The following is a 12,367-nucleotide window of genomic DNA, read 5'->3' on the forward strand; positions in this document are numbered from 1 at the left end:
GCAAGAAAGGAAGGCCGTGCGGCCCAACATCGTCTTCATCATGGCCGACGACCATGCCGCGCATGCGGTTGGCGCCTATGGCAGCAAGATCAACGAGACACCGCACATCGACCGCATCGCGGCCGGCGGCGCCCTGTTGGGCAACTGCTTCTGCACCAACTCGCTGTGCGCGCCGAGCCGGGCAACCATCCTCACCGGCACCTACAACCATGTGAACGGCGTGCAGACGCTGTCGACCGAGTTTGACAACCGTCAGCTCGTCTTCCCCGAGCTGCTGCGCCGGGCCGGCTACCAGACCGCCCTGGTCGGCAAGTGGCATCTCGGGCACGGGCCGGAGCACGACCCCCGCGGTTTCGACTACTGGGAGGTCGTGCCCGGCCAGGGCCGCTACCGCGATCCGGTCTTCTACGGCGCCGACGGCGTGGAGCGGGTCCGGCCCGGCTACTGCACGAACATCATCACCGACCTGGCCGTCGACTGGCTCGACCAGCGCGACCGGTCGCGGCCGTTCTGCCTGCTCGTGCACCACAAGGCCCCGCACCGCAACTGGGAACCCGACGACAAGCACCGCGACATGTACGTCGACGACGTGATCGTCCCGGCCACCTTCGACGACGACCATTCCGGGCACGCCGCCGCCGCGCGGGCCGCCCGGATGCGCATCGACCGGGACCTGACCGCCGACGACGTCAAGGAACTGCTGCCGCCGGACCTCGACCCCGACGAGGCGGCGCTCTGGACCTACCAGCGCTACATCAAGGACTACCTGCGCTGCGTGGCGAGTGTGGACGACAACGTGGGCCGCCTGCTCGACTACCTCGACGAGCACGGGCTGACCGACGACACCATCGTCGTCTACACCTCCGACCAGGGCTTCTTCCTGGGCGACCACGGTTGGTACGACAAGCGCTTCATGTACGAGGAGTCGCTGCGGATGCCGTTCCTCATCCGCTACCCGGCGGAGATCCCGGCTGGTACGACGACGAACGCCCTCGCCATGAACGTCGACTTCGCCCAGACGTTCCTCGACTACGCCGGGGTGCCGGCCGACCCGCGGATGCAGGGCCGTTCGCTGCGGCCCCTGCTGCGCGGCGACGACGTGGACGACTGGCGGCAGTCGGTGTACTACCGCTACTGGGAGCACGACGACAACGAGCACCACGTGTGGGCGCACTACGGGGTGCGCACCCATGACCACAAGCTCGTCTTCTACTACGCCGACGGGCTCGGCCTGCCCGGCACGTCCGCGACGCCCCAGCCGCCCGAGTGGGAGCTGTTCGACCTGCGGGCCGACCCGTGGGAGATGCGCAGCGTCTACGACGACCCGGCGTATGCGGCGATCCGGGCGTCGCTCACCCGCGAGCTCGCCCGTGTGCAGGAGGAGTGCGGTGACGCCCCATGGACCCCGGCCGCCTGACGACCGTCGCTGGCCGCGCCGGGTCTACGGGACGGGCGACGAGCCGGACCCGCGGTTCACCCTGGCCAACGAACGCACCTTCCTCGCCTGGTTGCGTACGTCCCTGGGTCTCATGGTGGCCGCTGTCGCGGTGAAGGCCTTCGGCCGCGACGGCGCACAGTGGGCCGCCGCGGTGCTGGCACTGCTGGCGGTCCTGGTGGCCGCCGAGGCGTTTCCCCGCTGGATCCGCAACGAGCGCGCCCTGCGGATGCGAGCGCCGTTGCCGTCCACCCCCGTCGTGGTGGTGTCGGCGGCGGCGGTGATCGTGTCCGGCGTGATGATCAGCCTGGCGGTGCTGATCTGATGGAGCCACGCCGGCCACCCGACCCCGGCGCGCAGGCCGAACGCACGCTGCTCGCGTGGCTGCGCACCGCTCTCGCGACGGCCACCGTGCTGGTGCTGGCCGGCCGGGAGCTGGTGCCCCGCCATCCCTTCGCGGCGGGATGCGTGCTGGCCTGCGCGCCGGTGGCCGTCGCGGTGGCCGTCCTGGCCCGCCGCCGCTACCGGGTCGTCCGGCAGCCCGGCGGACTGGGGCGGCCGGGCGACGCGGTTCTACTGGCCGCGGGCGGCCTGCTGGTCGTGACGGGCGGCCTGGCGGTCGCCACCTCCGTCCTGGCCGGCTGGTGAGCCGCCTTCTGTATCGAGACTTCCCGATGCGCTGACCGCGTTCATGAAAAGATAAGCAACTTTAGATGTAAATATTTACAACTTCGAGCATAGGCTGGCACGATCGGTGTAGTCGCACCGAGCTAAGGGAGCCTCATGCGCCGACGCACACTGCTCGCAGTCAGCACGCTCACCCCGTTCGCGGCCGCATTGGGGTCGGGCGGTCCCGCGCACGCCGCCGCAGCGCAGACCTTCGGCTTCTCCGCCGACGGCAGCAACTTCCTGCTGGACGGCCAGCCCTTCCAGATCCGCAGCGGCGAGATGCACCCGTGCCGGATTCCGGTGGAGTACTGGCGGCACCGGATCCAGATGGCCAAGGCGATGGGCCTGAACGCGATCGGCGTCTACATCATGTGGAACGACGTCGAGCCGCGCGAGGGCGTCTTCGACTTCAGCACCGATCGCCGCAACATCGCCGCCTTCATCCGGCTGTGCCAGGAAGAGGGCATGTACGTGCTGCTGCGGCCCGGCCCGTACGTGTGCGCCGAATGGGACGCCGGCGGCATCCCGGCGTACCTGATGCGCCACCCGAACATCAAGCTGCGGGTACGGACGGCGTCCGACCCGAACTACATGGCCGCGGTCACCCGCTACGTCAACGCCCTGGCCGCGCAGGTGCGTCCGCTGATGGTCGCCAACGGCGGGCCGATCCTGATGGTGCAGGTGGAGAACGAGTACGGCTTCTTCGGCAACGACACCGTCTACCTCGAGGAGCTGCGGCAGCTGTGGCTGCGGGCCGGCATCGCCGGCCCGTTCTACACCCAGGATCCGCTGGCGCAGGTGCAGGCCGCCCGCTCGGTCGTCACCGGCGGGGCGATCGGGCTCAGCCGCGGTGACGCGGCCGCCATCGCGGCCGCACGGCAGTCCTTCCCGGCGGTGCCTGCCTTCTCCGGTGAGCTGTACCCGGGATGGCTGACGCACTGGGGCGACGGCACCTTCGCCGGGGCGACCACCGACATCTCCACCGAGCTGCGCGGGCTGATGTCCGGCCGGTTGTCGTTCAACTTCTACATGCTGCACGGCGGCACCAACTTCGGTTACTTCGCCGGGGCCAACGCGAACGACGACGGCAGCGGCTACCAGGCCGACATCACCAGCTACGACTACGGCGCGCCGATCACCGAGCAGGGCGGGCCGGGCCGCATGTACTCGGCGTACCGCAAGATCATCTCATCGTCGCTCGGCACCACCCCGCCGGCCGTGCCGGCGCCGATCCCCACCATCGTGCGGACCGGCATCCAGCCCACCCCGTACGCGTCGATCTGGGACAACCTGCCCGCCGCGCTGCCGTCCGCGGTCAACCCGCAGCCGATGGAGATGTACGGGCAGAGCTTTGGCTTCATCCTCTACCGGCGCACCCTGCCCGGCTACGCCCGCGCCGACCTCACCGTCAACTCGGTGCGCGACTACGCCACCGTGTTCCTCAACGGCGTCTACCAGGGCGGCATCTCGCGGCAGAACGTCGCGTCCACCTACACCGGACCGCTGGGCATCGTGCTCGGCAACGCGGCGCTGCCCCTGCAGAGCTCGGCCGTCGCCGCTCCGACGCTGGACATCCTGGTCGAGGGCATGGGCCGCAACAACTTCGGCCGGTACGTGGTCGACCGCAAGGGCATCACGAACTCGGTGTCGCTGGGCGGCACCACGCTGACCGGGTGGCAGACCTTCTCACTGCCGGTCGACGAGGCGTACGTGGCCGGCCTGCGCCCGGTGATCAGCAACCCGTCCCGGCCCGGCATTTTCTTCAAGGCCACGGTGAACCTCACCCAGACCGGTGACACCTACATCGACATGTCGCGCTGGACCAAGGGCGTCGTCTGGGTCAACGGCCGTAACCTCGGCCGCTACTGGAAGATCGGCCCGCAGCACCGGCTCTACTGTCCCGCACCCTGGCTGCGGGCCGGTGCCAACGAGATCGTGGTCTTCGACCTGCACCAGACGCAGGCCGCGCCGATCACCTTCGAGGCCACCCTCAGCGGCCAGGCCGGGGCGTCCACCTTCACGCTGACGAACCGGCGCAGCGGCAAGGTGCTGGACGTGCCGGCGCTGTCCCCCGAACCCGGCGTGCAGCTGGTGCAGTGGGCGGGCAACGGCGGCGCCAACCAGAAGTGGCAGATGGCCGGCGCGGCCGGCGGTGTCACCACGATCACCAACGTCAACTCGGCGCTGCTCGTCGACGTGGAGGGCAACGTGGCCGCCGACGGCACCCGCATCATCCAGTGGCCGAGCAACGGCGGCGCCAACCAGCAGTGGCGCCTCGTCACGGTGACCGGCGACTTCGTCAAGCTGGTGAACGTGTCGACCGGCAAGGTGCTCGGCGTGTCCGGCAGCGCGACCGGGGACGGCGCGTTGATCGTGCAGCAGACCGACAACGGCGACCTCAGCCAGCACTGGAGGCTGAGCGCCGGCTGAGCCGGGCCGGGCCGCGCCCGGCGGTTCCCGGAAGGCGCGGTGCGCGCTCCCGGACCGCCGGGTGCGGCTCAGCGCACCAGGATCACGTGCAGTCGCCGAGGGCCGTGCACACCTTCCACCCGGTCGAGTTCGATGTCGCTGGTGGCGGACGGCCCGGAGATCCAGGTCTGCGGGGCGGTGGGGCGCAGCGCCGCCACGGCGTCCGGCACGTCGGCGTGGATCTGCGACGCGCGGACGATGCAGATGTGGTGGTCCGGAATCAGGCTCAGCACTCGCGGACCCTGGGCAGGCCCGGCGTCGAGGATCACCGTGCCGGTCTCCGCCACGGCCGCCGCGCAGCCGGTCAGCACCGCGTCCGCGGCGTCCACATCGGTCACCACGCGTCCGTCGTAGTGGGCGAGCCACCCACGGGGAGCGTCGTCCGGCACGATGACCGTCGGTACGCCGGCGAGCGCCGCGGCGACCGACCGGGACAGCCCCTCGGGCGCGCACCTCGTGACGAGCGCCCGGTAGTCGGCCAGCCGTTCGGCGAACCGGTCGGCATCTCCCGGGCGCGGTGTGCACGGCATCGTGTCGCCCGGCGTGTGTGTGGGGCCGGTTGCCGCGGCTTGCCGGGCCCGGGCCAGGATCTCGTCACGAGCGTTCACGGATCCACCACTCTCGGAAGGTCTCGGCGGCCGGCTTCGGCGCGTCGCGGATGGTCGTCCAGGCCGAGGCCGGCCACGGCAGGCGCTTGATCCGGTCGCCGGGCATCAGCCCGGCGCCACGACGGGCGGCGCGCAGTGCCGCCGCGTACCGCCTACGGTGGCGCATCACCCAGGACGCGGCGCGCATCGCGGCGCGCTCGCCCGACGGCCGGGCCCGGCGGCTGTCCACCACGGCCTGCCGCAGATGGACCAGCACCCGCGGAATGTCGATCTTCACGGGGCAGACGTCGTAGCAGGCACCGCAGAGCGTCGAGGCGAACGGCAGGCTGCGTGCGGTGTCGTTGAGGGCGACGCCGGTCAGCTGAGGTGACAGGATGGCGCCGATCGGGCCGGGGTACACGCTGCCGTACGCGTGGCCGCCGACGCGTTCGTACACCGGGCAGACGTTGAGGCAGGCCGAGCAGCGGATGCAGCGCAGCGCCTGGCGGCCCACCGGGTCGGCGAGGGCGGCGGTGCGGCCGTTGTCCACCAGGACGACGTGGACTGCCCGCGGGCCGTCGCCCGGGGTCACTCCGGTCCAGATCGACGTGTACGGGTTCATCCGCTCGCCGGTGGAGGAGCGGGGCAGCAGGCGCAGGAACGTGCCGAGGTCGGCCTGGCATGGCACCAGTTTCTCGATGCCCACCACGGCGATCAGCGTCTCCGGGAGGGTCAGGCACATGCGGCCGTTGCCCTCGGACTCGACCACCACGAGGCTGCCGGTCTCGGCGACGGCGAAGTTCGCGCCGCAGATGCCCACCTTCGCCGTACGGAAGCGGTGGCGCAGGTGCAGCCGGGCGGCCTCGGCGAGGTCGGCCGGGTCGTCGCCGAGCTCGGCCGACGCACCGGGCATGCGGGCGCGGAAGATGTCCCGGATCTGCGTGCGGTTGTAGTGGATGGCGGGCACCAGGATGTGCGACGGCCGGTCGTCGGCCAGCTGCACGATGAGTTCGGCCAAGTCCGTCTCGGTCGCCTCGATGCCGGACGCCGCGAGGGCCTCGTTCAGCCCGATCTCCTGGGTGAGCATCGACTTGACCTTCACCACCTGGTCGGCGCCGGTGTCCCGGACCAGCGCGGTCACCACGGTGTTGGCCTCGGCGGCGTCGCGCGCCCAGTGCACCGTCGCGCCGGCCGCGGTCGCCGCCACCTCGAACCGGGTGAGCAGCTCGGGCAGACGGGACAGGACGTCCGCCTTGATCGCCGCTGCGGTGTCACGCAGCGCCTCCCAGTCCTCGACCTCGCCGACCACGGCGGCCCGCTTGTCGCGGATGGTGTGGGTGGCGCGGCGCAGGTTGGCCCGCAGTTGCGTGTCGCGCAGCCGCTCCGCGGCCGCCTCCGGAAACGCCGTGCCCTCGGCCAGCGGCGCCGCCGGGCGAGCCTGACTCCGTCTCCTGGTCACGCCGCCGCCAGGATTTCCGCGTAGTGCAGGGCTCGCACCGGTGCGCCACTGCGGGACAGGCCGCCGCCGATGTGGGCGAGGCAGGAGTTGTCCGCCGCCGCGAGGACCGTCGCGCCGGTGTCGCGGACCGCCGCGCACTTGTCGGTGAGCATGGCTCCCGAGACGCCGCTGTTCTTCAGCGCGAACGTGCCGCCGAAGCCGCAGCATTCGTCCGCGCCGGGCAGCTCGGCCAGGTCGAGGTCGCGCACCGCGCGCAGCAGGCGCTCCGGCCGGTCGCCCAGGCGGAGCATGCGGAGCCCGTGACAGGTGGGGTGGTAGGTGACGCGGGCGGGAAAGCGTGCGCCCACGTCGGTGACGCCGAGGATGTCGATGAGGAACTCCGAGAGCTCATAGGTGCGTGCGCCGATCTCGGCGGCGGCCGGGTCCAGCGCCGGATAGGAATCGCGGACCATCGCCACGCACGAGCCGGACGGGGCGACGATCGCGTCGTACGCGGCGAAGGTGTCGACGAATCCTCGTACGAGGGGCAGGGCCTCGGACCGGTAACCGGAGTTGGCCTGCATCTGCCCGCAGCAGGTCTGTGCCTGCGGGAAGTCCACGTGAACGCCGAGGCGTTCCAGCACGGTGACGACGGCGCGTCCGGTCTGCGGATACAACAGATCGTTGACGCAGGTGATGAAGAGGGCTACGCGCACAGCGTGGTGGATCCCTTCGCTTCGCCATGGCAGCAGGAGCCGGCCGCCCCGGGGCGGCGCTGCCCCGGGGCGGCCGAATCGGTCAGGCTGCCGAGCCGTACAGGTTGATCTCGGCGGCCGAGGCGTACCCGGCGCCGTTTGTGGCTCGGGTGGTCCACAGGCGGACGTAGCGGGCCGTGGTGGGTGTGAACGAGACCGACTTCAGGGCGCTGCCCGCACCGAACGTGCCGGCGGCCACCTGGGTCCAGGTGACGCCGTCGGCGCTGGTCTGGATCTGGTAGTCGGCGATGATGCCGTTGGTCCCGCCGTCCTGACGGGGCAGGTAGTCCAGCCGTTCGATCCGGTGGTTGCGCCTGGTGTCGAGCGTGATCTGGTGCGGCATGCCGGCGATCCCGCCGACGTACCGGGTGTGCCAGATCGTGGCCGGGTCGCCGTCGATGGCGTTGGCGGCGTTGCCGTTCTCCCCGGTCGTCTCGACGCTGTCGGCGCTCGCTGTCCAGCCGGCCCGCGACAGCACTGTGGTGCCGCCGAGCGGCTCGTCGGTCGGCGCCGCCTCGAAGACGGCCACCTCGAACGGCTGGAGGGTGACGGTCATCGGTCCGGCCGGGCCGACCACGAAGCCGGGGCGCAGCCCGTCCCGCTCGGTGAACCGGTATCGCTGCCACACCCCGCCGGGCAGCTCGAACAGCGTCTGCGGGTTCACCGTGAACGTCTGCGCCGACGCCGACGGGTTGCGCAGCATCAGCATGCCCTTCGACGCGCCCGTCGTGGAGTTCCAGGCGGTCGTGCCGTAGACGGCGCCCGAGGCCGGGTCACCGCCGACCCAGCGGACGTCGCTCAGCAGCCCCTGGTTGGCGCGCGCCCACCTGGCGTTGGCCGCCACGGTGTCCCAGAACCAGGCCGCGCCCGGCCGGCTCGCGTCGACGAGCGTGTTGCGCACGTACAGCTCCTGGAGGCTCAGCCCGAGCGCGAAGTACGCCCGGATGTCCTGCGAGACCTGAGCCTGCACGCTGGGCTTGGTCAGGTCGTGGTCCGCGGTGAACTGCGGCGTGCGGTCGGAGAAGATGATGCCGTGGTTCATGACGCTGGGCACCGGGAACAGCGGGTTCTGCACGGCGATGTTGCGGTAGGTCTCGGAGTCGCGGTAGTTGACGTATCGCTGCTGCGGGGTGCCCGCGCCGTTGAGGTACGCGTCGTCGCCGTCGCGCCAGATCGAGTCGACGAACCACAGCCAGTAGGGCGAGCCCCACGTGCCGACGGTGGCGTTGACGAACACCTCCTTCTGGTGCGCCCGCAGGTCGCCGGTCAGCTTGAGCAGCGCCTCGTAGTCGGCGATGTAGTCGGCGTTCGGGCCCCGCTGGTAGAGGCCGCCGCCGATGCCGTCGAACTTGAAGCCGCGGACGCCCTGGTTGTCCATCATGTCGAAGGCGACCGACCGGAACCGCTCGTAGTACTTCGGGCCGCCCAGCTTGAACTGGCCGCCGCCGTGCGTCTCGTACTGCTGGGCGGCCGGCTTGCTGGCGTTGAGCGCGGTTCGGGTGCCGGCACTTTGGCCGTACCCGCCGAACGGTGACATCCACACCGACATCGACGCGCCGTACTGCGCGGCGGCGGCCCGCTGCGGTGCGAAACCGGTGGGGAACTGAGTCGGGTCGAACGACCAGACGTTGAGGTTCGACTCGTTGACCGCCGGTGCGCGCAGGTAGTCCCAGCCGTCGTCGACCCAGAAGCTGTCGATCTTGGCGCCGCGGTTGGTCAGCTGCGTGCCGAACAGGTTCACCGCCCGGGTCAGCTCCGCGCTGTTGATGACCAGGCCCGGCGGCTTGAGGTCCATCCACGACTGGTAGTGCAGGAACGTCCGGCGGTCGTGGGCCCGCTCCCGCTGCACGTAGTACTGGAACGAGCGGCGCAGCTGCCCGGCCGGGGCTACACCGGTGGACGTCGTGTAGTTCCACGACTCGCCCTGGATCAGGTCGCCGGCGCGCGCCACCGCGATGTCGACGTCGCTGCCGCTCACGGTGGGCTTCGCCATCGGGTTCTCGATGCCGACGAACAGCGTCTCGCCGCCCGCGGCGCCGTGCACCACCGGGCTGCCGTCGTCCTGACCCATGACGCGGGCCTCGCCGAGGCTCAGCTGCACCAGGCGCAGCGAGGTGATGTCGAAGGTGCCGGCCACCGACCGGACGGTGAAACTGTGCTGCACCGAGTTGGCGCCGCCGCGCAGCCGTACCTGCCACTGCACCTCGAGCGTGCGCCCGCCGGACGCGTACCGGAAGGTGGTGGTGACGGCCTTGCCGGCGTAGCGCTCGGCGAGCCGGGCCGAGGCCGCGTCGGCCGGCAGGTCACTGAGCGCCGGAGCGGCCGTGACCGTCATGTTCGCCGGGGTGATGGTGGTGCCGTCGGCCAGCGTGAGCGTGAACAGCCCGCGCAGGCTCATCGGCGCCGTGCGGTTCGCCGCCCGGTTGTCGAAGCGGGTCAGCGAGACGGTGCTGCCGCTGAGGTTCCAGGTGGCCGACAGTGCCGCGTTGGCCAGCGTGAAGCTGCCGCCGGACAGCGACACCGTGGCCGGGCCCGGCTGGACACCGGGGAAGACCTGGCCGGATGCGTTGACGTAGGCCGGGTCCGACGGTGGCGCCGCCGCGGCCGGCGGCGGTCCGCCCGGTGTGGCGAGCGCGCCGGCGGTCAGGCCGGCGACCAGCACGGTGGCCAGGGGCCGCCGCCGGGATCGTGGCCCGGGTGGGGATTGTGCGTGACGCAACCTTGCTCCTCCATGCATCATGCGGCGGGGAGGGTCCACCGCTGGTTCGCGGCGCCGGTGCACGGCCACAGCACCAGACGGGTGCCGTTGGCGGTGGCTGCGGCGTTGGCGTCGAGGCACTTACCGCCGGTGCGATAGCTGCTGCCGGCGGCGTCGTAGGTCCAGCGTTGGGTCGCCGCGTCGGTGCAGGTGCGGATCACGATGCCGGTGCCGTCGGCGGTGCTGCCGCCGGCCGGCTCGAGGCATTTGCCGAGAGCGACCAGGTTGCCGTTGGCCCGCTGGGTCCAGGTCTGATTGGCCCCGCTGTTGCAGTCCCAGAGGTTGACCGCGGTGCCGTCGGCGCTGTTGCTGGCCGGGATGTCGATGCAGCGCGCGCTGGCCTGGCCGGTGATCAGGCCGCGGCGGGGCCCGAAGACCTCGAACTCCCAGAGCGAGTAGCCGAAGCCGGTGCCGCGCTGGGTGCCCTGCATCCGCACGTAGCGGGCGGTGCCGCTGACGGCCAGCTCGTCCTTGCCGCCGTCGCCGGTGGTCGTGCTCGCCACGGTCGTCCAGGTGGTGCCGTTGGCGGAGGTCTGGATCTGGTACGAGCGGGCGTAGGCCGCCTCCCAGTGCAGCACGACGCGGGAGAGCTCCTGGCTGCTGCCGAGGTCGACCTGGATCGTGGTGGGGTCGGTCCAGGCCGAGGACCAGCGGGTGCCGAGGTTGCCGTCGACCGCCGCGGTGGCCGGGAAGCTCGCCGTCTCGGTGGAGGATGCGGTCACCGGCCGGTTGAGCGCCAGGTTGCCGTCCGCGCCCGGGCCGCCGGGCGCCCGGCCGATCCGGTCCATGACGGTGGTGAACGCGGTGTACGAGGCGACCGGCTTGGGCGAGCCCCACGTCTGCTGGGCCACCACCCGCAGGATGGTGCGGATGCCCGCGGCGATCTGGTCCTCGGTCTCGTTGTCCGGGCTGTCGCACCACACGTGCACGAGCGAGCCGAGATTGCGCGACGGGTCGGAGATGGTGGCGCCGCCGTGGAACATGTCCGGCCGCCAGGTCTCGTACGCCCAGGTCAGGTTCGGTTTGCTGCGGCCGGGCACGTAGTAGGTCGGGTCCCAGGAGGCGTTGGCGAGGGTGTGCCCGCGGTCGAGCAGCGCCTGCGGGCCGATGCCGAGGCCGTACCAGGCCTCGACGATGATGTTCGAGGCCGGCCGGATGGTGCCGTTGTTCTTGATGCCGTCGTTCCACATCCGGCTGGTCTTGCCGGCTGCGCGGACGATGTCGTTGGCCCAGTTGATGAAGCCGTAGTAGGTGTCCTGGGCGACAGCGTTCGGTCCGTAGTTGGCGCGGGCGTACTCGAGAAGCTGCGGGTAGTCGTCGAAGCTGGCGTAGTCGCCGAGGTACTCGTCCGCCCCGATGTGCCAGTACCGACCCGGGAACAGCGGCAGGAACTCGGTCATCAGGTCCCGGACCAGGGTGTACGCGCCCGGCTTGGACAGGTCCAGGTAGTACGGGTCGCGGTTGCCCCGCACGTCGGTGAGCTGGAGTTCCGGGTGATTGGCCAGGATCGCGTTCATGTGCCCGGGCATGTCGATCTCGGGGACGATCTCGATGTGGTACTGCCGGGCCAGCGCGATGAGCTCGCGCATCTGCTGCTTGGTGTAGTGCTGCTCGGAGACGACCTCGGGATGGGTGGTGCTCTCCAGCCGGAAACCGAAGGTGTCGGACAGGTGGAAGTGGAACCGGTTCATCTTCAGGTAGGCCAGCTCCTTGATGTGCTTGCGGAGCCAATCCACCGTGAAGTACTTGCGGCCCTGGTCGACCATCAGGCCGCGCTCGGGCTTGACCGGGCTGTCGGTGGTGGTGCCGGCCGGCACGGTGCTGGACTGCTTGAGCAGTTGAAGCACGGTGCGGGTGCCGTAGAAGGCACCGGTGTCGGTCGAGCCCTGGATGGCGATGCTGGAGCCGACCGTCATCGTGTAGCCCTCGACGGGCTGGTTGCCGCCGAGGGTGAGCCGGATGTCGCCGGCCGCGGCGGCGCCGGTGACGACCGGAACCGTGCGGCCGGTCAGGTCGCGCAGGTCGGCGGCGAACGTCGCCGCGTCGTCGTTCAGCTGGGCGGTCCAGGCGGGGTCGACAACGATGCGGGAGGCGGCACCGAAGGTGTAGCTGCCGGTGCCGGCGGTCCATTGCTTGAGAGCGGGGATGACGTGCAGATCGCCCGGTACGGCCGCGGCCGTACCGGCGGGCACGGCGATCACCGCGGCGGCGAGGGCGCCCACCGAGCCGGTGACCGCGAGTCGTCGGAGTCGCATG

General features: G+C 71.0%; 9 protein-coding genes. 4 read left to right on the top strand and 5 right to left on the bottom strand.

Features of this window, described 5'->3' with window-relative positions:
- Window positions 1-16 precede the first annotated feature (16 nt).
- The 4 genes from F8279_RS03970 (at window position 17) to F8279_RS03985 (ending at window position 4,534) form a co-directional block, all read left to right on the top strand.
- Window positions 17-1,417, top strand: a complete 1,401-nt coding sequence (locus tag F8279_RS03970; RefSeq protein WP_225853116.1) for a sulfatase — start codon at window positions 17-19, stop codon at window positions 1,415-1,417.
- Window positions 1,389-1,760 carry a YidH family protein gene (locus tag F8279_RS03975; protein ID WP_199733189.1) on the top strand — a complete coding sequence of 124 codons (372 nt, stop codon included), beginning with the start codon at window positions 1,389-1,391 and terminating at the stop codon, window positions 1,758-1,760. Before F8279_RS03970 ends, F8279_RS03975 begins: the two co-directional genes overlap by 29 nt.
- Window positions 1,760-2,083, top strand: coding sequence for a DUF202 domain-containing protein (locus F8279_RS03980; protein ID WP_151499116.1), 324 nt, complete (start codon window positions 1,760-1,762; stop codon window positions 2,081-2,083). The genes F8279_RS03975 and F8279_RS03980 overlap by 1 nt, the downstream gene beginning before the upstream one ends.
- 135 nt (window positions 2,084-2,218) lie before the next feature.
- Window positions 2,219-4,534, top strand: a complete 2,316-nt coding sequence (locus F8279_RS03985) for a beta-galactosidase (RefSeq protein WP_192580620.1) — start codon at window positions 2,219-2,221, stop codon at window positions 4,532-4,534.
- A 68-nt stretch (window positions 4,535-4,602) separates the two neighbouring features.
- Here the strand turns inward: F8279_RS03985 and F8279_RS03990 are convergent, their stop codons facing one another.
- The 5 genes from F8279_RS03990 to F8279_RS04010 form a co-directional block, all read right to left on the bottom strand.
- Window positions 4,603-5,181, bottom strand: a complete 579-nt coding sequence (locus tag F8279_RS03990; protein ID WP_225853117.1) for a lactate utilization protein C — start codon at window positions 5,179-5,181, stop codon at window positions 4,603-4,605.
- Window positions 5,168-6,619: a lactate utilization protein B gene (locus tag F8279_RS03995; protein ID WP_151499117.1), complete on the bottom strand. Its 1,452-nt coding sequence runs from the start codon at window positions 6,617-6,619 to the stop codon at window positions 5,168-5,170. The genes F8279_RS03990 and F8279_RS03995 overlap by 14 nt, the downstream gene beginning before the upstream one ends.
- Window positions 6,616-7,314 (bottom strand): (Fe-S)-binding protein, encoded by a 699-nt coding sequence (locus F8279_RS04000; protein WP_151499118.1) that lies wholly within the window; start codon window positions 7,312-7,314, stop codon window positions 6,616-6,618. Before F8279_RS04000 ends, F8279_RS03995 begins: the two co-directional genes overlap by 4 nt.
- Window positions 7,315-7,396: 82 nt before the next feature.
- Window positions 7,397-10,072, bottom strand: a complete 2,676-nt coding sequence (locus F8279_RS04005; protein ID WP_151499119.1) for a discoidin domain-containing protein — start codon at window positions 10,070-10,072, stop codon at window positions 7,397-7,399.
- 17 nt (window positions 10,073-10,089) lie between these two features.
- Entirely contained in the window at window positions 10,090-12,366 is a 2,277-nt protein-coding gene (locus F8279_RS04010; protein ID WP_151499120.1) for a family 20 glycosylhydrolase, read from the bottom strand.
- Window position 12,367 lies beyond the last annotated feature (1 nt).

The sequence above is a fragment of the Micromonospora sp. AMSO1212t genome, assembly GCF_008868145.1.
GTDB classification, from domain to species: domain Bacteria; phylum Actinomycetota; class Actinomycetes; order Mycobacteriales; family Micromonosporaceae; genus Micromonospora; species Micromonospora tulbaghiae.

Excerpts from the sequence above, each read along its gene's own strand:
- F8279_RS04010 (WP_151499120.1), bottom strand. The coding sequence starts at position 12,366 with ATGCGACTCCGACGACTCGCGGTCACCGGCTCGGTGGGCGCCCTCGCC.
- F8279_RS03985 (WP_192580620.1), top strand. The coding sequence starts at position 2,219 with ATGCGCCGACGCACACTGCTCGCAGTCAGCACGCTCACCCCGTTCGCG.
- F8279_RS03980 (WP_151499116.1), top strand. The coding sequence starts at position 1,760 with ATGGAGCCACGCCGGCCACCCGACCCCGGCGCGCAGGCCGAACGCACG.